The organism is Trinickia sp. HAY1-2D (assembly GCF_056754935.1).
The window spans coordinates 513381-534528 of sequence record NZ_JBPGWX010000001.1 but is presented as its reverse complement, the minus strand read 5'-3'; the positions used below and the strand labels follow the sequence as shown (position 1 = coordinate 534528).

Genomic DNA, 21148 nt, shown 5'->3' with positions numbered 1-21148 from the left:
CCGAACGCTTCGTTCTCGAAAACCGATGCGGCACGCGGTCGAGTCGGGTAACGGCAAGCGCGCGAGCGAACGGAACTTCGGACTGCTGAAGTCATTGCCCGCTGGCGCTGCGGAATGTTTCGAGCGATCAGGCGTCCGACTCGACGCATACACGGCACGACGTCGGGACCGCGCGAGCGAGGGTGCGCCGCTCGATGAAACCGGACAGCGCCCAAACGCCGAGGCCGCCCAGGGCGAGCAGCGCGCCTACCGGCCCCGGAGAGGTCCAGCCAAAGCCGGCCGCGATCGCGAGCCCGCCGAGAAACGGGCCCAGCGCATTCGCGGTATTGAACGCTGAGTGATTGAGCGCGGCAGCGAGACCTTGCGCGTCTTCGGCGACATCCATGAGCCGGGTCTGCAGTACCGTGCCGAGTGCGCCGCCGATGCCGATCAGGAATACGTCGAGGGTCAGCAGCCAGACGTTCGACGCGGCAAACGGAAACAACAGCAGCATCGCCGCGCTCCAGGCGAGCAACCACCCCACCGTGCGCATCAATGCGCGATCCGCGAAGACGGGAATGACCAGATTACCGACGGTCAGACCGACGCCGAACACGCTCAGCACGAGCGAGGCGCTTGCCACCGACACGTGCGTCACGCGATGGAGCACATCGGCCAGATAGGTGTAGACCGCGAAGAGCCCGCCGAACCCGATCGCCCCGATACCGAGCGTGAGCCATACCTGCGAACGCCCGAGCGCGCCCAGTTCGCGCAGCGGACCCGCGCCAGGCGCAGGCGGCGCCTTGGGCGCCAACAAGCGCACGCACGTCATCGTGAGCACGCCGAGCAGGCCCGCGAACGCAAAGCTCCATCGCCAGCCGATTGCATGGCCCAGCCAATTCGATAGCGGAACACCGACGATCGTGGCCGACGTCAGCCCAAGAAACATGCGGCCGACCGCCACGGTGCGACGATCTTCGGGCACGAGCGACGTGGCAACCAGGGCCGCGGCACCGAAATAGGCGCCGTGGGGCAAGCCGCTCAGGAAGCGGAATACGAGCATCCAGTGGTAGTTCGGTGCGATGGCGGACAAGCCGTTTCCGAGGGCGAACATTCCCATCAGCACGATGAGCAGCAGGCGTCGGTCGAGTCGCGCGCCGAGTACGGCCAGCGCGGGTGCGCCGACGACGACACCGAGCGCATAGGCGCTGATCACATGGCCGGCCGTCGGGGCGTCGATGCCAAGGCCGTCGGCGAAAAGCGGCAAGAGGCTCATCGTCGCGAATTCGGTCGTGCCGATGGCGAATCCACCTACCGCGAGCGCGAGCAACACCAGCCCGACATGTTTTACTGCGTGAGGTCGAGACTCGATGTGGGTCTGGATTTGCATGACATCGTTCGGGGATACGTCGGCGGGAAGTCGGCGATTGTACCGATTACGGTGCGATCGCGTATTCCCCGGGAGCGGTGCTGTCGAACCAACGCCGGCACCCGCTAGCGCAGCGGGTGCGAACGAATCACTTGGAACGGGCCGAACCGGGCAGCGTCTTGCGCGCCCGGTGCGAGGCGCGGGTCAGTCGACGAGGCGAACGCCGAGGAACGTCGCGCGGGAACGACGCACGCGCTCGGCCTCGCGGTGGCGGGCCTGGAACGAATAATCGGCGTCGAGCGGCAGGTGCGGCGACGCGAACAAATCGCTGACCTTTTGGAACAGGGCAAAAATGAAGCTCATGGCGACTCCCGATCGAATAAGGGTTTTCCCTAGACAGAATTCTAGGTATTTTCCCTAGCTTCGTCTAGTGCGCCGCACAAATATTTTTCGGGTGCCCTTGCCGGAAGCGGTTGAAGCGCTTTCCGCGTTGCAGCATTACAACATCGGTGCCGTCAGGGGATCGACGCGCCGAGCGGCGTCCTGGCCGCCCGCGCCGGGGCCGCCCAGGGCGAATGGCCGAGCCATTCGCTCAGCGCGGCGCGCGGCATGGGACGCGCAATGAAATAACCCTGCGCGTAATCGCACTCCAGGCTGCGCAGCTGGTCGAGCACGCTGCCTGTCTCCATGCCCTCCGCCGTCACCTGAATGCCGAGACTGTGGGCGAGCCCGACGATCGATTGCACGATCGTTCGAGCCGCATCGTTGCCAGCCATTTCCACCACGAACGATCTATCGATCTTCAGTTCGTCCACCGGCAAACGCTGCAGATACGACAGCGACGAATAACCTGTTCCGAAATCGTCGATCGCGAGGCCGACGCCAAGCTCATGAATCTCCGTGAGCGCCTTCAGCGATCGGTTCGGATCGGCCATCACCGCGCTCTCCGTCACCTCGAGCTTCAACTTTTCCGGCGGGAAACCGTGCTTGTCGAGCAGATCCTTGACCTTCTCCGGGAACCGGACATCGAGCAAATTTCGAGTCGAAATGTTGATGGCCACGGTGAGATCGGGCGCGTGCCGGCTGAGTGCGAGGACTTCCTCGATAGCGGTTTCGATGACCCACTGGGTGAGCGGATGAATCAGGTCGCTCAGCTCCAGGATGGGCATGAATTCGGATGGCGCGACCATGCCGCGATCGGGCGTCATCCAGCGAATCAGTGCCTCGATCTCGCAATGTGCCGCACCGCGCAGCGAGACCTTCGGCTGGAAGTACAGCACGAACTCCTGCTTGTGCAACGCATGGCGAAGCCGGCTCATCAGCAGCCTGCGCTCGTTGCCCGATTCGATTTCGGTGCCGACGACGAATCCGCTGCTTTCGCGCTTAGCCCTGTACATGGCCGCATCGGCGTTGTGCATCAGCGACTTGACGTCTCTACCGGTGTCGGGCAACGCGGCCGCTCCGATGCTGCCGCTGATCTGCACGTCCATGCCGACGATCGTAAAGGGTTCGCGCATGACCTGCACGAGGCGTTTCAACAGTTCGCCGAACTCCGCATGGTCGCCCGTATCGACCACGAACGCGAATTCGTCGCCGCCCAGCCTGCCGAGCGCCGCGCCGTCGGGCAATTCGAGCAGCAGCCGGCTTCCGACCTCACGCAATAATTGGTCGCCCGCCTCGTGGCCGAGCGAATCGTTGATCTCCTTGAAACCGTCGAGATCGACCAGTCCGACGAACAGGCGCGCGCCGCTCAGCAAACAACTCTGCACACGCTGCTCGAGCAAATCGACGAAACTCGTTCGATTGAGCAGCCCCGTGAGCATATCGAGCGTGGCCTGACAACGCAGCGCATCCTGCTGCAAGCGCCTTTCGGTGGTATCGAGGAACGTCACGATGGTGCCGCATACCGCGCCTCCTTTCATCATCGGGTACGCCCAGCATTCGACCGGCAGTACCGCGCCGGCCTTCGTCATGAAGACCTGGTCGTCGAGATGGGTGTGTGTGCCGGGCTGCTGTAGCGCGTGCAGCTTGCATTCCCGCGCGCCGTGAACGCTTGCTTCGTACTGCGAACGATGAATCAGCGTATGCATGTGCATACCGACGAGCTCGTCCGCGCGATACCCGAGCAAACGTTCGCAGGCGCCGTTGGCGAACGTGCATCGCCCTTCGCTATCGAGGCCGTAGATGGCCTCCACCGTCGAATCCATCAGCGAAGCAAAGAGCTCGTTTTGTTCGCGGATCGTGCGAGAGAGAGAACGGCGATACGTCACATCCGTGATGAGGGCGAGGGACGCATCGTTGCCCGAAAAGCTCAATGGGAAGTAGGCGATTTCGACCAGGAGCTCCTGGCCGCTCGAATTTCGATGCAGCCGTGCGGCGCCATCGGGTAGCTCGCCCCCCTGCTCGCGCACGCGCGACGGGCCATGCGGGTGCAGCTCGAGATCCGCTTCGCACATTCCAAGGAAACGTTCGCGCGTGAAGCCGTAGTGTGCAATTGCACGGTCGTTGACCGCCAGGAATCTGCGCGTGCGGGCATCGCAAACCCACATAGGATTCGGGTTGCGCTCGAAAAGCGAGCGGTACTCGGCTTCCGATTGCATCAGCGCCTGGGCAGTGCGGTTGCGCTCCATGCTGAGGGCGGCGATCTCCGCGCTCAGTTGCCCGATTTGAATATCCTCCGTCGAGGGCGCGCGCGCCGTGCGTGCATACAGCGCGAACGAGCCGAGCACGCGGTGGCCTGTCGAGATAATCGGATAAGACCAGCATGCACCCAATCCGTGTGCGCAAGCGAGCGCCCGATAGTCCTTCCAGAGCGGATCCGCGGCAATGTCGTCGACCACCACGATGCGCCGCTCCGCAATGGCCGTCCCGCATGACCCCACGCCCGATGCGCATTGCAAGCCGACGAGCGCGTCGGTGTACGACGCGGGCAAGCTCGGCGCGATGCACGATGTGACGCGCAGTGTCGCCGGATCGACGATGACGACGGAGGCGAGCGCCCCCTCTATCTGATGTTCGGCAAAGCGAGTCAGCAGCACGAGGGCGTCATCGAGAGGATCGTTCTGCGCAATTCGCCGCAATACCTCGATCTGGCCCGCTTCACGCCGGAACGAGGCCTGCCACTGCCGTTCATGGCGCGCGAGCTCGGAGCCGAGCTCGTCCAATTCGATGGCAATCCGGCCAAAAGGCGCCTCGCGCACCTGAGCCGAGACGGACGTACCGAATTGCCGCGTACGCAGCCTCGTGGTTGCATCCGCGAGCCGGTCCAAATGACGCTTCATGTCGATGCGTGCGAGCAACCAGCCGCCGAGAGCCGCGCAGGCCACCGGCAATACGGCCAGCACGACGCCGACCGCTCGCCCCTGCAGCCAGCCGCCGCGCCCGCAAACGAAGACGACCATGGCCGCCAGCGCCGGCACGCCCACGCCGACCGCCACCCAGTGCCTTCTCTCGGATATTGCCTTCCACGACCCGTTGTTGCGCATCATTTTTCATCGCCTGCGGCTGGCGTTGCCCTATTCGTCTATCGGGCACCTTCGCCGGACAATGAATGCAGGTAAACCCTCGCGAGCCGGCGGTGCCGCGTCAGGGAAGCCTTGGGCCGGTCACTCGCCGCTGCGCAAGCCCGTATGACACGGAAGGCGAAACAACCCGCCTACTTCGCAAACAGTTGCCCGATGTCCTTGAACGCCTTGAATTCCAACGCATTGCCGCAGGGATCGAGCAGGAACATCGTTGCCTGTTCGCCGACCTGCCCCTCGAAACGAACATACGGCTCGATCACGAAACGGGTGCCGAACGACTTCAGCCGCTCGGCAAGCGCTTCCCAGTCCTCCCAACCGAGCACGACGCCAAAGTGAGGGACCGGCACCTCGTGGCCATCGACCGGGTTGGTATGGGCGTGCTGCTGCGACGGCGTCTTCGGATGTTCGTGAATGACCAACTGATGGCCGAAGAAGTTGAAGTCCACCCATCGCTCGCTCGAGCGCCCCTCCTCGAGTCCGAAGACTTTGCCGTAGAACGCGCGCGCGGCGGGCAGATCGTAGACGGGAATTGCCAAATGAAACGGGGAAAGAGTCATCGTTTGCGCCTAATATCGGTTTAAAGCCAGCGTCGAATGCCGCACTGTACATCTCGTTGAAGATAGACCGTGCACAGCGTTCAAACACCATCGCGAAACAAGCTATCGAGCTGCGCACCGGACGCCGCATCGGCGAACCCATCGAAGCGTCCCTCGGCCAACGAGTTCGCCGCCCGCATGAACCCTCCCCACGCCGCGCGCGCCAGCGCGCCGCCCACGCTGACGCGCCGCACACCGAGCGCCGCGAGATCGTCGAGCGTGAATTCGGACGTTGAACCAATCAGCACATTCACCGGTTTCGGTGCGACGGCCGCCACGACCGCTGCAATCTGCTCCCGGGTCTTGATACCGGGCGCATAAAGACAGTCCGCGCCGGCCTCGGCATAGGCGCGCAGCCGCGCGATCGCATCATCGAGGTTCGGCACGCCTGCAATGAAGTTTTCGGCACGGCCGATCAGCAGGGCATCGCCACCCGCCTCGTCGATTGCGCGGCGTGCAGCTTGCATGCGCTCGACCGCCACCGGCAACGGCAACAGCGGCGCGTTGGGGTCTCGCGTCGAGTCTTCGATCGACAGGCCCGCCACGCCTGTATCCAGTGCGAGCCTGACGTTTCGCGCGACGCCGGCGGCATCCTCGGCAAAACCGTTTTCGAAATCGGCATTGACGGGCAGAGTGGTGGCCGCCACGACGTTACGAAGATGCTCGAGTACGCGCTCGAGCGCCAATGTATTGTCCGCGTGACCGACGGACCAGGCGAATCCCGAACTCGTCGTTGCAATGGCTTTGAAACCGAGGCTCTGCAGATATCGCGTACTGCCGATATCCCAGGCATTCGGCAGCACGAAGCAACCCGAAGCATGTAAGGCACGAAACGCAGCGCGCTTTTGCGCGACGGTAGGAACCATGGAGGACTCCTCGATGGACAGTGGAAGTGTCGATATACCCATGCAACGGGCTTCGCCAAATGATACCGGACCAGCGCGGAACGACTTGTTGCAATCGATGTCCATCGCGTTGTCCGTCAACGCATCCGCACCGCCGCGCGCTTTCGTATGAATAAAACGAGGTGTCGCCTGCGTGCCGGATCAATGGCGGTTTCGCCAGTTTTGTCGCGAGTAGACTGACGCGTCCGGCTCGCATCGATCAAACGGATCGTCGAGCGCGGTCGAGCGCATTCGAGTGATGGGAGGGTTGAAGTGTCAAGGCAAGTGCGGTGTATCGGTTTAATTGGCCTCGTTATCCTGCCGGCCGCCATGACGTTTTCCGCGGGCACGGCATGCGCGCAGGAAACCAGCGTGCCGGGGCAGCCCGGCCTCTTTTCTGGCACCACCGCAACCCACACGGACGCTGTGATAGAAAAGATCGACATGGACACCAATACGCTGACGCTCCGCAAACAGGACGGCTCGCTAGTCGACGTCGTGGTCGATAAGACGGTCGGCAACGTCAGCAGACTGCACATCGGCGATCACGTTGCGATCACCTATACGCGTGCCCTGATTCTGAGCGCCGAGCGCGCGGCCGAAGGAGCAATACGCGAACGCCTCGACACGCAGACCGTCACTCCCGCCTCGGGGGGCATGACGAAAACGGTTCATCGCGTACAGGCCGTGGCGACCGTGCTCGCCATCGATCGGGGCCGGCGGCTGTTGACGCTGCGCGGTCCGAGCGGCCCCATGACACTGCAGGCAGCAACGGATCGTTTTCTCGACGGGCTACAAGTCGGCGAAAACATCCGTGTCGATTACATCGAAGGCACTGCGCTCGAGGTCACGCGCGATGGTGCGCCGGTACGGTAGGTCCGGCGCTCACTGCGACGTTCGTCAAGCGCGGCTTTCGTTCAACGCACGCCGCAACAGCTCGTCGACGACACCCGATATTCCTTCCGGATGCGTGGCGGCCATCTCCTTGAGACGGCCGACCAATTCGCCATCGAGCTTGCATGCAAACGGGACGAGCCCTTTGGCTTGATCCAGTTTGCGCTGCTCGCGCCGATTGAGCGGCGCATCGGCCGCGGCTTTGCCGAAACGCTCGGAATGGGCTTGTTTCATCGAGTGCGTGAGCTTCAGTGCCTTGTTTTTCTCAAGGTCGGTTTTCTTCATGGCCATGCTTTTGAATTCCGCGAATCAGGGTTGTCGAAGCGGCATTGTACGCGGCGAACGAGCGCATTCAGCCGCGAGCCTCGATGTCACCTGCCATTCGCGCTCATTCACGATCCACCATTCATGCCCGGAGCTCGTCCACCCCCATCCATCATGACTCAGGCACGTTGAGGCATCCCACCCGCCAGTAAGAGCTGAAGCCGCCTTAGCCAGCGCTGCAACAACGGGCGCCGTTCGCGCCATTCGCTCGTCAGCGTGACATGTGCAGCCGAATCGCCTTCCACGCTGAGCCAGACCCGCTCGCCGCGCAACAGACGGATGACGTCTCCGGGGCGCAGCCAATAGTCGTCGAGATGGCCCGCTCGCGTGAGCCAGACCGGTGCGCCTTGCGCCCGCAGCTCGGTGTCGACCGTCATGCGCCACGATACGGCGCTGGCGGGTGCGAGCGCGGCATGGACGACGACCATCCATTCGCAGGCGGCGTCGAGCGAGCGCCCAACGGGTAAAACGCGGCAATCGAACTGCGGGGTACTTTCGGTCATCTTTCTCTCCGTCGATTAAGCCGGCAGACGGAGGAAGCCACCAAAAGAAAAAGGCCCCATCCGTTTCCGGGGGGCCTTGTCGTGCATTCGATATAAAGCTAATGCGCGTACGCCCCCGATGATGCGCCCCAGCGGGCGTTCATCGGGTGGTTAATGAAAATGGCGAAATGGGTCGGCGTAAGCATGTCAGTGAGTTTCCATGGACGCGCAACGCCTGTCAACGGAATTTTGATATGCGAGAGAAAGGCATTCCGGTACGCAAGTGCGCTCTTAGTTTGGGTTTTACGGTAATTCGTAGTGAGCATCCGTGAATCAGATCAAAAGCGTCGTCAGACGCGCATTGGCTCGTAGCGCGTGCACACCCGGCCCGCCGAATTCGTTGAGTCGCACGTCGAGTGCAGTGAGCGAACCGCTTGCCGCGAATGCGCGCGCGGCCGCGTCGTCGAGTTCGTTGCCGCTGGCGCTGAGCGAACTCAGCGTGCCGCTGCCTGCCAATGCGCGGGCGCCACCCTCGCCGATCCGGTTGCCGCTCACGTCGAGCGATCTGAGCGAGCGGCACAGTGCGAGTGCCTGTGCACCCGAGCTGCCGATGCCGTTCAAGCTCGCGTCGAGCGCGGCGAGCGAGCGGCTCGCCGCGAGCGCTTCGGCGCCTTCGTCGCCGATTCGGTTGCCGCTCACGCTCAGCGTGGCGAGCGAACCGACGGCCGCCAATGCACGCGCACCGGGCGCACCGATGTCGTTATGACTTGCGTCCACGGACACCAGCGACGTACTGTGCGCCAATGCACGCGCGCCCTCGTCACCCATCGCATTCGAGCCTATATCGAGCGAAATCAGCGAGGCGCTCTGCGCGAGCGCTCGAGCGCCGGGCTCGCCAATCTGGTTGTGGCTGACGTTGAGGGACTTCAGCAAGCGGCTTCGCGAAAGCGACTGTGCCGCCGCGTCGCTCAGCCCGTTCTCGCTCACGTTGAGAGAAGTGAGCGACGAACTGTCTGCCAGCAGATGTGCGCCGTCATCTCCAATCAGGTTGCCGCTCACATCGAGCGATCTCAGCAAGCGGTTCGCCGCGAGCGCCCGCACACCGTCCCTGCCGATTTCGTTACGGCTGACGTTCAATGCGCTCAGCGTTCGACTCGCCGCCAGCGCACGCGTCCCTTCGCTGCCCAGCCGGTTGCGACTCACGTCGAGCGAGACGAGCGAGCGGTTGGCCGCCAATGCGCGAGCACCCCTGTCGCCGATCCGGTTCCCGCTCAAGTCGAGCGCGATGAGTGTCGGCATATTCGCAAGGATTCGTGCACCCTCGTCGTCGATTCCCGCACCAGCCGCGTTGAGCGATGACAGCGGCAGCTCGGCCAAATGTTCCAGTCCGGCCTTCGATATCGCGCTGCCCCGACACTCTCTCAGATCGACATGGCGCAATGACGGCGGTAGCCCCTCCAAATCGTCGACCGAAAACATGCCGCTCAGGCGCACGCTTTGCGGCCGCAGCTCCGTGCGCTTCAGCCTCGCGAGGTCCTCGCTGCAGCGGATTTCCAACGGTGCCTCGGCGGCGCGGCGCAGGTGTGCGTTGACTGAGCGCATGGCCCAACGAGCCGTTTGCCCGTTGTGAAGCAACGCCTCCTCCCAGGCGGCGGCGGGAAAGTGCGGGACTTGGGCTCCGGCCAGCGGCAACGTGTCGGCCTCCGACATGCTTCGTCGATGATGAGCCGCTCGGGTTCGAACGAGCTCGGGCGATGCGCGTTCGGGCGCGGCTGCCCCGGGCGGTACCCAGCCTGGGGTGAGCATCCGGGGGCCGCGCCTGCGGGAGAACCAGCGGCGGCTTCCAAACGCTCCGGCGGCTTCGCTCGATTCGCGCGGCACCGGTTCGGGTTCGGCTCGATCGCCAGCCTCGGCGGCACTCGTCTCCCGAGGCGGCACCGGCGCTCGCGGCGCAGGCGCCGCGCTCGACAACCCCGCGCTGTTTCTCAAAGCAAAATGGCGCAGTACCGCGGACGCCGTCGCGCTCAACGAGCGCGACGAAGAAGCGGCATTACTGTCACGAGGGGCGGTCAGCGGATCTCCTTGCGCGCCATCGGTAGCGCGTTCGGCGGGCGCCTGAGAAATGTCCTGCCGCGAAGTTCTCGTTACCATTCACAAGCTCCATTTCCTAATCGCGGAACAATGAACGAGCCTCGCGGTATGGCTCGGTTCGAGTAACGAAACTGCGAGGAATTCAGCGAATTGATGCAAACGCATGCCGCCGAATTCGCGCACTGCCTAAGGGCCCGTTCACCGGCCCTAAGTCTCCCGTGCCGATTCCTCGTCTTCGACGATCGGCTCCATCGGTCTGCGTGCGCGTCGCGCAATCGCAGGCAGCGTATCGGAGGTCCGCACCGGTCCCGCAGGCCGCGTCCAGTTCGGTGCGCGCAGATGGTCGAGGGCGGGGTCGTCGAGAATCTCGTGTTCCCGATCCGCGCAAAAACGCGAGAGCGCATTCGCAAACTGTTGCGGATCGACGTGATAGCCCATTCCAGGCGGGCCGCTCGTCTCGGGACGGCTACCGCGGTAGCCGTCCGTATCGGTGAGACCGAGCTTGAGCTGGACGAGCCCCGGGTAACGATAGCCGCCCGGCCCCTTCATGATTCCCATCAGCCCGCGCCGGGGATCGTTCGCGTAATCGAGCGTGATCGCCACGCCGCGCGGCTGCGCATAGTCGACTTCGAGCGTGCCGCCCTTCGTTGCACGGCGAGCCTGGTTATTGTTCAGCAGTTGCGGGTCCATCAGGATCATCGAAGGCTGCTTCGGCAGCAGAACCCGGCTTTCAACGGTCGCGAGAAACGTTTGTGCCATCGCACCGCCCATCGAATGCCCGCCAACGAAGTCGAGCTGCACATGGTCCGGGTGCGACAGGATCTTCGCGAACAGTTCGCCCGCTCGCTTGGCCGCGCGGTCGACTTCCCCGATCCGGCCGAACGCACTACCGATGTCCTGCTTGAAGTCCCGCATGTTTTGGGTACCGCCGAAGAAAACGCGCAGACGCAACGGCTCCAGAAGTCCCCCACCCGGTCCGCGCTCCGCGGCGACGCGCAAATGGGCGATGTCCATTACGCTCCTGAGCTCGGTGCGCTCTTCCCGCGATAGGGGGGCGTTCAGCGCTTCATGATCGAGTGCGGCGTTATCGTAGTCGGCGAGAAATCGTTCGATGTCCGCCCTGAATCGCGCGAATGTCGCGCGGACCGCCGCCTTTTTCTGCATGTACTTGTCAGGGTCCGACGACAGCTTGCCGAAGCCGAGTGCCTCCGATAAGGCCTCGACATCACCATGGCTGAGCTCATCGAACGCTCGCTTCGGATCGTTGACGAAACTGAGCTTCGGACCGGACTTCAGAGAGTTGATCGCTGGCCCCTTCGCGTTTGGCGAAGCCGCCATCTTGAGCTCGGGCTGGATACGAAGCTCTTCCTCCGGAGCCACCCGTGCGCTTGGGCGCAACGTACCGGCTAACGCCGGCTTGCGGTCGCGCAGATCGCCCAGAAACGGCGTTTCGCGTGCGCCCAGCTCGAGAACCGCCTTGGCCCCAGCCGCCGTTTTCGGGATGACTTCCGCCGTGCCGCCCAGGCGCGCTGTCAGAAGCTGCGCGAACGTGCGATTCGACCTGTTGCGAAGACTGATGTCCGGATCGTGTTCGAGTAGAGCGAGCACTGTCGGGCGCGTACCCGACTGCGCAAGCCGCATGATGGCCGTATTGCCGCTCTCGTCGCGGGCGTCGATAGGCGTGCCGGCACGCAGCAGCAGGTGGACGACGTCGGGCGAGCGCGCATCGAACAACGCCGTCGCACCACGATTATTCGTTGCACTCGGATCCGCGCCAGCGGCAAGCAACTGCGACATGATTTCCGTGCCGCGCCCGGCGGCCAGATGCAGTGGCGTGTTACCCAGCTCGTCGCGCACATTCGGGTCCGCGCCGTGGTCGATCAACGTTTTCGCAAATTCGACGTTGCCGCCCGTCAGTGCATTCATCAACAGCGTGGCACCGCTGTGATCAGGTGCATCCACGAGCTCGGGCGAGCGCGCGAGGATCTCGTTCATCCGCGCGGAAGGGAAGTCGACGTCCCACGCCATGTCGAGCAGTGCTTCGCGATCCTCGTCGATTGGTTGGGAACCGGCCCGGTGATGGCCGCTACTGCCTTCCGTGCGCAGGCTGTGCGTGTCGCGGCCCGGCGACGCATCGATTCGAGCCGATGACGAGCGCGACCGATCGCTCAGCGAGACACGCGGCGACTCGGCTCTGCTGGACGGTGGTGTCCAGACCGCCGCCGCGCGGATTGCCGCGACCGCCTCCCGGAGTTCTTCGTCGTCGGACGACGAACTCGGCGGGGGGCGATGCGATGAAGACGGAGTCGCATCCGGCATCACCCGCCGCGCGTTCTGCCGCTTCAGTGCGCCGAGTGCCGGCGCGACAGTCATTTTGCGGCTCGAGCCCGCGCGTTCCTGCTGTGCGTGTTGGGACTCGCCCGCATGGGAGGGCACGGTCGACGTGCCGAGCCAGGCGCGAAAGCTGGAAATCGGATTCTTCATCGGCAAGACACCTGACTACTTGACACATGGACGCAGCGTGAGCGCTTCGTCGCATTGTGTCGGTGCCTGCGCGATTCACATCGCATGGCGCGGCGAAAACACTCGCCCGTGGGCGAATCGATCCGCGCGCCCCTTCCATGTCAGCCGCCGAAAAATCCGTGTTTATCCCTTCGTTTATTCTTCGTTCGAATAGGGAATCGAATTGCCCTCTATACCCAGGTCGAAATTGCAAGCCACGATTGCCCTCACCGGCTCGGACGAACTGAGATTGACGGGTTGGTGCGGCACGCCACCGGGTATATAGACAAAATCGCCCGGCCGATTCAGCATCGATTTGTTCATACGGCGGCCATACCGATGCTCGACGTTGCCGCCCAGCACATAGAGGATCGTCTCGGTTCCTTCGGGGTGCGCGTGAGCCGGAATGTTCTCGCCAGGCTGAATGACCGCCATGTACATGAACAATGCACCCGGGCGCTTCATGTGTCCCGCGGCCGCATGGTACGAGAACGCCGCTTGCGGGCCTCCCGCACTTTCGCCTGCCCCAGTCGATAGCAGCACGATATCGTCGTCGTCCATCCGGGTGCTCCATTCTGGCTTCGTCGGTGTTGCCGCAACAGCTTTCGCCGGCAGCTTCGCTCCGAAACGCTACCCGGTTGTTTGGGACACCGAAGCAATGAAGCGAAGAAACGCAACGCGACGCGAAGCAAAGCGAAGCGACGTCAGCCACGCGATGACAGGCCTCGCATCTATCGAATGAAGGGTTCATGACACAATCGGTTCCTCGTCCACCTGCCCGTGGCCGAGCGCCTACGCCACCCACCGAAAGCACACTTGCCGATGAATGCACCGCGATCTTCACTGAGCCGCCCCCGCATACCCCGCACCGTCTGGGCGCTCGGATTCGTCAGCCTGTTCATGGACCTGTCATCGGAATTGATCCACGCCTTGTTGCCGATCTTTCTGGTATCGACGATGGGCATGAGCGTGGTTGCCCTCGGTGCGCTCGAGGGCGCCGCGGAAGCAACGACGATGATCGTCAAGGTGTTTTCCGGGCCATTGAGCGACTGGCTGGGAAAACGCAAAGGCTTGCTGCTGGTGGGGTATGGGCTCGCCGCGTTGACCAAGCCGCTTTTCCCGCTGGCAACCACGCCATTCGTCGTCGCCGTTGCGCGTCTCGTCGATCGGCTGGGCAAAGGCATACGCGGCGCCCCTCGCGACGCGCTGGTGGCCGACGTGGCGCCACCCGATATTCGCGGCGCCTGCTTCGGGCTGCGCCAATCGATGGACACGGTTGGCGCGGTTGCGGGCCCGCTGCTGGCCATGGCATTGATGTTCGCCTTCGATGACCGTATTCGCACCGTGCTGTGGTTCGCCGTTGCTCCCGCCTTCATTTGCGTGGGACTGCTGTTCTTCGGCGTCGAAGAACCCGAGCTCCCGGCCGGCGCCCGGACGTTTCGCTCGCCGCTCGAGTGGCGCGCTGTGCGGGAGTTCCCGGGCCGCTATTGGTTCGTCGTCGTCGTTGGCGCGGCATTCACGCTTGCGAGGTTCAGCGAGGCATTTCTCGTATTGCGTGCGCAACAGGCAGGCTTCGATCTCGCCTGGGTGCCTGCTGTGATGGCGATCATGAGCCTGACCTATGCACTGTCGGCCTACCCTGTGGGTAAGCTTTCGGACCGGCTCGACCGCCGCGTCCTCCTGGCTGCCGGCCTTGCGTTGCTGATGGTCGCGGACCTGACGCTGGGCCACGCAGCGTCCGCACCGTTCGTCTTTGCCGGTGTGGCGCTATGGGGGCTGCATATGGGTTTTACCCAAGGTATTTTCGCCGCGATGGTAGCCGACGCATCGCCGGCCGCGCTACGGGGCACGGCATTCGGCATCTTCAATCTGGTCAGCGGCGCATCGATGCTGCTCTCGAGCATACTGGCCGGCTGGCTTTGGGAACGATACGGCGCGCCCGCTACGTTTTGGGCAAGCGCCGCGCTTGCCGCGGCGCCTCTCGCGATGTGCGCTTTCGCACCCGCCGCGCGCGCCGGGGAACCTCGCCGTTGAGACAGCTCAACGAGCGCGCAGCGGTTCGAGAGGATCCATCGAGGCGGCCGCGTCCGCCGTGCTAGACCGCGATCACGCAATTGCGGCCGTGATCCTTTGCGCGACTCAACCGTTCATCCGCTGCACGCATGAGCGCCTCGCTCGTCGTGCCGTCGTGCGGGAACTGGGCAATGCCAATGCTGACCGTGACGGAAAAGCGATCGTTACCGCTCGCGAACGGCGTTGCCTGCACCGCCGCGCGAATTCGCTCGCCGGCCATCAGCGCGGTATCGAGCGCGCCGCGCGGAATCAGCACCATGAACTCCTCGCCGGCGACACGGGCGACGCCTTCGAATGGACGGATCGCATCGAGACAGATGTCGACCACGTTACGCAGCACCTGATCGCCCATATCCCGGCCGAACCGATCGTTGATGCGTCGAAAATTGTCGAGGTCGAGCGCCAGCATCGAAAACGGCGCGCTGCCCAGCTTGGCCCGTTCTATTTCCCGTTCGATCCGATTGATGAACGCCTTGCGGTTGACGGCACCGGTGAGCGGATCCGCCACGGCGAGTTGCTCCAGCTTCACGTTGCTGCGCTGCAGCTCGCGCAGCGCGATTTCCGTTCGCGCCATCGACTCTTGCAAACGCGCCATCAATTCCTCGCGACTGTAGATGGCGGAAAACGAGCCGGCCGCATGGAATGCCTGAACGATTCCATAACTGAGCAGAAAGAAACCGCCGGCGAAGATTGCATGGGCAAGCCACCACATGTGATTCCAGGGCTTGCCAAGCAGGAATGCCAGCGACGACAACGCGAAAGCCATCACCGAGATTCCAAATATCTGCATCAGCGGCGAGCGGATCCTCCGGGCAAGAAGACAGCCGACGTTCACGAGCGATACGAGCATCGCGCCGCCTTCGAGGATGAGCCGGGTCGCAAGCGTACCGGCGAACGGCGTATTGGCGAGCACCGCAACGAGCAAATCGACGACGACGAAGCCCACGAGCCATGCGGCCCAGAACATGCGGTCATGCCGTCGCGCGGCCGGATCGGGCTCGGAGTCCGCACGGTACGAAAGCAAGCCGATAAACAACAGAACCGCCATCACGAGCCGTGAAACCGGGCCATACAACAGGAACAGCCACATGTCGTGGTGTGCGAGCGGAGTGAATGCGCCATGCGGCGCATAGACGATGGCAAACCCCGCAAAACCCAGTGTCAACCAGCGCAAGATCGGATCGCCCGAGCGCCGGTAACACTGCCATGTCACGTAGCAGACGAAAACCCCTTCCAACGTGGCGAGTGCAATCGCAATCTCGTGGAACGTGTGGTCTTCGAATAAAAGCCGGGGATCCTGAAAAAAATGCAGGTAGGCAATCAAATAAGCCGGTAACAAGGCGAATGCAATCACCAGGAAACCGGCGTACCAACGCGTGACGCCACGGACGAGCTGCTCGGGTGCGTCGCGTTCGTTCGTGAGCCCTGTCGTTTCGCTCATAGTATTGGCCCGCTCTCTCGTTGTCTCTCAGTCGGCAATGGACGCCACCACGACGGCCTCGCAGCGGCGCTTTTGCATTCTACGGAAGATTGCGGTCCCTTTGGCCGATTATTCGGTTTCGCGTCGCCGCATTCTTTCAATCGACATTTCGCAAACGTTTGAAAACCGGTTCCGCGATATTCGAACCCTTCTGTCTGAATCCGCCTCGAATGCGCGTCAGCGTGAATCGGGTGCGATAGATACGATCGACGGCATATTTCCGCTCTCGCCGGGGCGCAATCGAACATGCCAACGGGAACTGCCGTTATAAGGCATCCGAGCGAATGCGCTTTGCACGAGGTACGTGATGGTCGAAGGCGATTCGGCCTCGCCATCGCGGCTCGATGCGCTGACCTTATAGACTTCCCGGCCGGACGCACGATCGAAAAAGCGCAACGTCAGCGAGTGGACGAAGCGTTCGCGGCCAGGCCATCGAAACGACCATGCGGGCGGCCGCGGCTCGCATGGCGCTTGCGCCGCGCAGGCGTCATCGACTATCGACACCGACTGAGCATGCGTGTCATAGGCAAACGAAACACGCAAACGCGCGCGAGCCGCCGGCGCCGCGTCGAAGCCGTGCGCCGCAAGCGCATCGGCAATGGCCGACTCGTACCGAGCGGTATCCGCGCTGGCCGGCGTCACGGGCGAATCGGCAAACACATAAGTGCGCGGCCCCGCGTCCAGGGCCGACGCATCAGGTAACGTCGCCCTCACATCCGATTCGATGCCGGCACATCCCGCCAGCATCGCCACGGCAAACCCCATTGCGAACCATCCCGCTTTCAAAATTCAATCTCCTCTTTTCTGTTGGCGCTGCAGTCAGCGTCCCTGGCCATCCGCCGACCGCTATTCGGCAGCCGGCTCGTCCGCTGCCGGCAGCCATATCGTGACGGTCGTGCCGCGTCCCGGCTCGCTTTCGACGCGTACCTCGCCGCCATGCCGCATCACCACCGTCTTGATGAATGCCATGCCGAGCCCCGCTCCACCGGAGGCCGGCTGCCCCGGTGCCTGGAACCGCCGAAACGGTTCGAACAAATGACGCTGCATCGCCAACGGGATGCCATAGCCCTCATCGGCAACCGTGCATTGGACGCGGTGCGGCGGCGCGGCGGCCACGGATACCTTGACCACTGTATCGTTCGGGCTGTACTTGATCGCGTTGTCGATGACGTTTGCGATAGCACGCGTCATGAGCGATCGATCGGCCGCTACCCAGTATTCCCTGTCACCGAGATTCATATCGACGCCTATGCTCTTGGTGCGCGCCTGCGGCCACAACTCGTCGCCGGCGTCGGCGACGATATCGGCGAGATTCGTCGGCTCGAGCGAATAGGTCTGCGATTCGGCACGCGCGAGCTGAACGAAATCGTCCGCGAGTTTCAGTGCGCGGTGCGCGTGGCGTTCGATGCGTTCCAGCAACATGCGTGTACGCTCCGAGTCGCTGCTCGTGCGCTCGAGCTCGACGAGCGCGAGGATCGATGCATGCCGCGAGCGCATATCGTGCGACAACAGGCGCAGCGCATCTTCGCGCCCCCGCTCTGCCGCGTGAAGCGCCGTCACTTCGACGAGCCCGGCCACCCAGCTGCCCGACTCTTCGCCTTGCTCGCTTCTGCAACGGGCGTAACGCAGCAGATAGTCGTGCCCGGACGGATCGCGCACCTCGAGTCCACGCTTCACGATACCGACGCGAGGCCCTCTCGGATCAAGCACCGCCGGCCAACGCGCGCGCAGTTCGGCCTCTTCTTCGAGCCCCGTTCCGATCGCCTTGATCAGCGTGAACTTGCCGAGCACATCGGTAAGCGGACGGCCTCGCGGGTCAGGGCTGGCAATACGTACGAAATGCGAGCGCGCGGCCTTGTTGGAAAGTACGACGATGCCCTGTCTATCCGCTACGATCACGGGTTCGGGCACGCTGTTCAGACTGTCCCACACGAAACGCTTCATATCTTGCAGGCGGTGGGCGGCACGTTCGACGAGCGCGATCTGGCGCTCGAGCACATCGCCGCCGAAGCGTTGCGACGGCGCCGGCGGCTCCGGTAACAGGTGTGGTTCGGCGTCGAGCTGCCTGAGCTCGCGGCGCAAGCGGGACATCGTCATTTCGAGCCGGCGCCAGCTCCACAACGGGTAGAGCACGCTCAATCCGAGCAAGGCGGGCACGGGCGAAATCCACGCGCGCGCCCCATGCAGCAGCAGCGCGCTCATCGCGAGCGATGCTGCACCCAGCGCGAGGGTCAGTACGAGCGAGCGCCATGGCGAAAGCACGAACACGCCCGCGAGCAGCACCACCAAAGGAATCAGCGAGGCCGCCACGACCCAGCCGGCCGTCACGGGCGAGATGATGCGGTCCGACAGCAATGCGTCCAGCACTTCAGCGTGGACTTCGACATCGGACAACGTGCCGATCCTCCCCGAAACGGGCGTCGCGTAGTTGCCCGACAGGCCCTCCGCGGTCACGCCGACAAAAACGACCTTGCCGCGCAAGGCCCCGGGGGCCACGGCACCGCTCAACAGTCTGGCTGCCGAGATGCGCAGACGTGCGGACGCGTTCGAACCGAACGGGATCAATACGGGGTGCGTCGGCAGCATGCCCACGGCAGCGTCGCGCGCAATGTAGCGCCCGTGCGCCAGCGGAAGTTTGCCGCTTCGAATGGCGTCGTAGACGAGCATATCGATATATGGCCAGCGCGACGCATCCCCGCCCTCGTCCGGATCGATCGAGCGCACAACGCTGTCCGGATCGGCGTCCAGGTCGATATGCCCCATTCCCGCCGCTGCCCTCGCGATCGGCCCGACGGGCACGACGGCGATGTCCGACGCGCGGTCTTCCGCATGGGCGAGCAACACCGGAAGATACGTCGGTACGGCACGGATGGCATCGGCCAGGACCCGGTCGTTCGGCGTCGGCTCCGTGAGCAGCACATCGTAGACCACAGCCGCCGCGCCGCTTTTTCCCACGGCGTCGAGAACGCGCGCTTGCAGGTCGCGCGGCCACGGCCAGCGCCCGAATTTGGCAATGCTTTCGTCGTCCATTTCCACGATCGCGATGTCGGGCACCACCGGCCGTGAAGAAAACGACAGCATGTGGTCGTACACCATGCGATCGAGCCCGGCCGTCGCCTGCCTCATGACGGCCAGCACGACGATCAGGATCGTGAAAAAGCCTATCGTCAACCACTCGATCAGATAACGTTTCGCCTCCGGGCCCCATCGGCGAGAGGATTCATCATTGCTCGAGCTCGCCGGGGATCCGCGCACCGAGTCATGGCTCATTTGAGAACTCGTTTACTTGGCGAGCGTAAATGAACGCACGCGCGATGCCGTCTCGTAGAATTGGCCGTTCTCGAATTGTTCAGCTACGACGGTCCAGTAATAAACGCCCGCGCGCAGCCCCGCAACGACGATGTGGTCCGTCGATATGTCGACTTCGTCGACCAGCGGCTCGCGCAGATCTTCGTCGCGCGACAAGATGAAACGATATCGCGTTGGCACGCCAGTGCGGCTCGCGAACCAGCGAAAAGTGTATTCGCGCGAGCCCGGCGAACGCATCGCCGAAGCAGCGAGCTGCATACGGCGGCGCTCGAGTGCGTATACGCGCGCGATTCCCTCCAAGCCGGCGTCATCGATGGCGGAAACGCGAACGAAATAGTTGCCGTCCGGTAGCTCGCCCAGACTCGCATGCGGTGCTTCGCCGCTTGCTTCGATCCGTGCCTCCTTCAACCGGTCCAACATGCCGGCGTCCCGTGCGATCTCGACCCGGTATTGGCGCGCCCCCTCGAGCGCCACGAGTTCGAAGTCCACTTCCGCGCCGTCCTGTATGCGCCCCGGATGCATGAGTTCAGGTGCAGGCAACAGCGCGACCGGTGTCCCTACCGCGCGCCCCGCGCGGGTCAGGCTGCCGAAGCCGGCCGGCACCAGTTGGGCGCCCGCGGACGGCACGCCCAGCGTGCCGTCGCCTTGCGACGAGGTAGCGGGTGCTGCAGCCGCAGCCGGGGCGACCGCAACTGCGCCATCGAGCACTTCGACCGCCGACGTCTGCTCACCGCCGTTCACGCGAAAATGGGTTCCGCGCACGCCCGCCACAATCGGCGCCGCGCGTATCTCGAACCGGTCGCGCGGCTTCTTCGCGTGCGTCACTTCGCTTTCGACTTCGCCGCGCCGCAACTCGAGCCGGCGTTCGCTCGCCTCGCCGAGCAGCGTGCGAGTCATTGTCGCGAGCGTCACCACCGTTTCGTGGGCGAGACTGACATGCGAGCCGTCGTCGAACTCGATCGTCGCAAACCCGTTTTTACCCGTCGCGATCGAATCGCCCTCGCTCAGCGAGACGCCCGGCACGAGCGGCAACGGCGGGGCGTTGCCGATTGCGTAAGTCGCATTCCCGCTCGTGGCAACGACACGCGCAGCGAGCGGCTCGCGCCGCAACAACGCGACGGGAAGGCGCAGCGTGGTGCCGGGCTTCAGTTGCCGGGGAGCCGGCACCCGATTGATGCGCGCAATTACGCGCCAATCATCGATTTCTTGCAGGTACCTTTGCGCAACGGTATATAGCGTATCGCCGCGCTGCGCCGCATAAGAAATCATCGCCGATTGATTTGCCGGCGCTTGCGCGAAAACGTCGGGCGGCCCACATGAAAGGCACGCGAATAAGACCGTCAACGCCATCATGCGAGCTGCAAACGGCTCGATTGAATGGGCCGCCGGCCTGTATTTTACGCGACGCAGATATTGACGAGGTTGCGGTGGCATCAGACGGAAAAAGTAGGAGTCTCCAGATATTACGCAGACCTATTCATTTTTTCAACGATTTGCGTGTTACAAGCCAATCCATTAGCCCCATTTGCGGCACGGGTAATCCCGTTCATCGCCGATTTCCGACGATCGTAACTGCTCGCATCGACTACAAACGTTTGCCTCCCATGCCACGAACTCTTAACAAATGTTAACTGCGATCCA

The 21148-nt window shown here is 63.5% G+C and carries 16 protein-coding genes; 2 read left to right on the top strand and 14 right to left on the bottom strand.

Annotated features, from left to right (window positions below):
- Positions 1 to 127: 127 nt before the first annotated feature.
- The 5 genes from ACR9ZC_RS02345 to ACR9ZC_RS02325 form a co-directional block, all read right to left on the bottom strand.
- Positions 128 to 1369, bottom strand: a complete 1242-nt coding sequence (locus tag ACR9ZC_RS02345; RefSeq protein WP_481578959.1) for an MFS transporter — start codon at positions 1367 to 1369, stop codon at positions 128 to 130.
- A 183-nt stretch (positions 1370 to 1552) separates the two neighbouring features.
- Complete coding sequence (locus ACR9ZC_RS02340) at positions 1553 to 1711, bottom strand: hypothetical protein (RefSeq protein ID WP_331574517.1); 159 nt, start codon at positions 1709 to 1711, stop codon at positions 1553 to 1555.
- A 152-nt stretch (positions 1712 to 1863) separates the two neighbouring features.
- On the bottom strand, positions 1864 to 4836 hold the full coding sequence (locus tag ACR9ZC_RS02335; RefSeq protein WP_481578958.1) for a bifunctional diguanylate cyclase/phosphodiesterase: 2973 nt from the start codon (positions 4834 to 4836) through the stop codon (positions 1864 to 1866).
- Positions 4837 to 5003: 167 nt separating this feature from the next.
- On the bottom strand, positions 5004 to 5429 hold the full coding sequence (locus ACR9ZC_RS02330; RefSeq protein WP_481578957.1) for a VOC family protein: 426 nt from the start codon (positions 5427 to 5429) through the stop codon (positions 5004 to 5006).
- 80 nt (positions 5430 to 5509) lie between these two features.
- Positions 5510 to 6334 (bottom strand): isocitrate lyase/PEP mutase family protein, encoded by an 825-nt coding sequence (locus ACR9ZC_RS02325; protein WP_481578956.1) that lies wholly within the window; start codon positions 6332 to 6334, stop codon positions 5510 to 5512.
- 348 nt (positions 6335 to 6682) lie between these two features.
- Here ACR9ZC_RS02325 and ACR9ZC_RS02320 point away from each other — a divergent pair, with 348 nt between their 5' ends.
- Positions 6683 to 7228, top strand: coding sequence for a hypothetical protein (locus tag ACR9ZC_RS02320; RefSeq protein WP_481578955.1), 546 nt, complete (start codon positions 6683 to 6685; stop codon positions 7226 to 7228).
- Between the two features lie 24 nt (positions 7229 to 7252).
- On the opposite strand, the gene ACR9ZC_RS02315 is transcribed toward ACR9ZC_RS02320, so the two are convergent.
- The 5 genes from ACR9ZC_RS02315 to ACR9ZC_RS02295 form a co-directional block, all read right to left on the bottom strand.
- Positions 7253 to 7537, bottom strand: coding sequence for a hypothetical protein (locus ACR9ZC_RS02315; protein WP_331574527.1), 285 nt, complete (start codon positions 7535 to 7537; stop codon positions 7253 to 7255).
- A 152-nt stretch (positions 7538 to 7689) separates the two neighbouring features.
- Positions 7690 to 8073, bottom strand: a complete 384-nt coding sequence (locus tag ACR9ZC_RS02310; RefSeq protein ID WP_481578954.1) for a DUF2917 domain-containing protein — start codon at positions 8071 to 8073, stop codon at positions 7690 to 7692.
- 312 nt (positions 8074 to 8385) lie between these two features.
- Positions 8386 to 9762, bottom strand: coding sequence for a leucine-rich repeat domain-containing protein (locus tag ACR9ZC_RS02305; RefSeq protein ID WP_481578953.1), 1377 nt, complete (start codon positions 9760 to 9762; stop codon positions 8386 to 8388).
- 588 nt (positions 9763 to 10350) lie between these two features.
- Entirely contained in the window at positions 10351 to 12627 is a 2277-nt protein-coding gene (locus tag ACR9ZC_RS02300) for an ankyrin repeat domain-containing protein (protein ID WP_481578952.1), read from the bottom strand.
- 174 nt (positions 12628 to 12801) lie between these two features.
- Positions 12802 to 13206 (bottom strand): cupin domain-containing protein, encoded by a 405-nt coding sequence (locus ACR9ZC_RS02295; RefSeq protein ID WP_481578951.1) that lies wholly within the window; start codon positions 13204 to 13206, stop codon positions 12802 to 12804.
- A 261-nt stretch (positions 13207 to 13467) separates the two neighbouring features.
- On the opposite strand from ACR9ZC_RS02295, the gene ACR9ZC_RS02290 reads away from it, so the two are divergent.
- Complete coding sequence (locus ACR9ZC_RS02290; protein WP_481578950.1) at positions 13468 to 14679, top strand: MFS transporter; 1212 nt, start codon at positions 13468 to 13470, stop codon at positions 14677 to 14679.
- A 61-nt stretch (positions 14680 to 14740) separates the two neighbouring features.
- Here ACR9ZC_RS02290 and ACR9ZC_RS02285 read toward each other — a convergent pair whose 3' ends face one another.
- From ACR9ZC_RS02285 to ACR9ZC_RS02270, 4 genes are all read right to left on the bottom strand, one after another.
- Positions 14741 to 16159 carry a GGDEF domain-containing protein gene (locus ACR9ZC_RS02285; RefSeq protein WP_481578949.1) on the bottom strand — a complete coding sequence of 473 codons (1419 nt, stop codon included), beginning with the start codon at positions 16157 to 16159 and terminating at the stop codon, positions 14741 to 14743.
- A gap of 216 nt (positions 16160 to 16375) precedes the next feature.
- A complete protein-coding gene (locus ACR9ZC_RS02280; protein ID WP_481578948.1) occupies positions 16376 to 16963 on the bottom strand; it encodes a DUF4136 domain-containing protein in 588 nt (195 codons plus the stop codon).
- Between the two features lie 81 nt (positions 16964 to 17044).
- Positions 17045 to 19468 carry a CHASE2 domain-containing protein gene (locus tag ACR9ZC_RS02275; RefSeq protein WP_481578947.1) on the bottom strand — a complete coding sequence of 808 codons (2424 nt, stop codon included), beginning with the start codon at positions 19466 to 19468 and terminating at the stop codon, positions 17045 to 17047.
- A gap of 12 nt (positions 19469 to 19480) precedes the next feature.
- Positions 19481 to 20776, bottom strand: a complete 1296-nt coding sequence (locus tag ACR9ZC_RS02270) for a FecR family protein (protein ID WP_481578946.1) — start codon at positions 20774 to 20776, stop codon at positions 19481 to 19483.
- Between the last annotated feature and the right edge of the window lie 372 nt (positions 20777 to 21148).

Bases quoted from the DNA above. Each gene is read 5' to 3' on its own strand.
- ACR9ZC_RS02345 (WP_481578959.1), bottom strand. From the start codon at position 1,369: ATGCAAATCCAGACCCACATCGAGTCTCGACCTCACGCAGTAAAACAT.
- ACR9ZC_RS02340 (WP_331574517.1), bottom strand. From the start codon at position 1,711: ATGAGCTTCATTTTTGCCCTGTTCCAAAAGGTCAGCGATTTGTTCGCG.
- ACR9ZC_RS02335 (WP_481578958.1), bottom strand. From the start codon at position 4,836: ATGATGCGCAACAACGGGTCGTGGAAGGCAATATCCGAGAGAAGGCAC.
- ACR9ZC_RS02330 (WP_481578957.1), bottom strand. From the start codon at position 5,429: ATGACTCTTTCCCCGTTTCATTTGGCAATTCCCGTCTACGATCTGCCC.
- ACR9ZC_RS02325 (WP_481578956.1), bottom strand. From the start codon at position 6,334: ATGGTTCCTACCGTCGCGCAAAAGCGCGCTGCGTTTCGTGCCTTACAT.
- ACR9ZC_RS02320 (WP_481578955.1), top strand. From the start codon at position 6,683: ATGACGTTTTCCGCGGGCACGGCATGCGCGCAGGAAACCAGCGTGCCG.
- ACR9ZC_RS02315 (WP_331574527.1), bottom strand. From the start codon at position 7,537: ATGGCCATGAAGAAAACCGACCTTGAGAAAAACAAGGCACTGAAGCTC.
- ACR9ZC_RS02310 (WP_481578954.1), bottom strand. From the start codon at position 8,073: ATGACCGAAAGTACCCCGCAGTTCGATTGCCGCGTTTTACCCGTTGGG.
- ACR9ZC_RS02305 (WP_481578953.1), bottom strand. From the start codon at position 9,762: ATGTCGGAGGCCGACACGTTGCCGCTGGCCGGAGCCCAAGTCCCGCAC.
- ACR9ZC_RS02300 (WP_481578952.1), bottom strand. From the start codon at position 12,627: ATGAAGAATCCGATTTCCAGCTTTCGCGCCTGGCTCGGCACGTCGACC.
- ACR9ZC_RS02295 (WP_481578951.1), bottom strand. From the start codon at position 13,206: ATGGACGACGACGATATCGTGCTGCTATCGACTGGGGCAGGCGAAAGT.
- ACR9ZC_RS02290 (WP_481578950.1), top strand. From the start codon at position 13,468: ATGAATGCACCGCGATCTTCACTGAGCCGCCCCCGCATACCCCGCACC.
- ACR9ZC_RS02285 (WP_481578949.1), bottom strand. From the start codon at position 16,159: ATGAGCGAAACGACAGGGCTCACGAACGAACGCGACGCACCCGAGCAG.
- ACR9ZC_RS02280 (WP_481578948.1), bottom strand. From the start codon at position 16,963: ATGGGGTTTGCCGTGGCGATGCTGGCGGGATGTGCCGGCATCGAATCG.
- ACR9ZC_RS02275 (WP_481578947.1), bottom strand. From the start codon at position 19,468: ATGAGCCATGACTCGGTGCGCGGATCCCCGGCGAGCTCGAGCAATGAT.
- ACR9ZC_RS02270 (WP_481578946.1), bottom strand. From the start codon at position 20,776: ATGATTTCTTATGCGGCGCAGCGCGGCGATACGCTATATACCGTTGCG.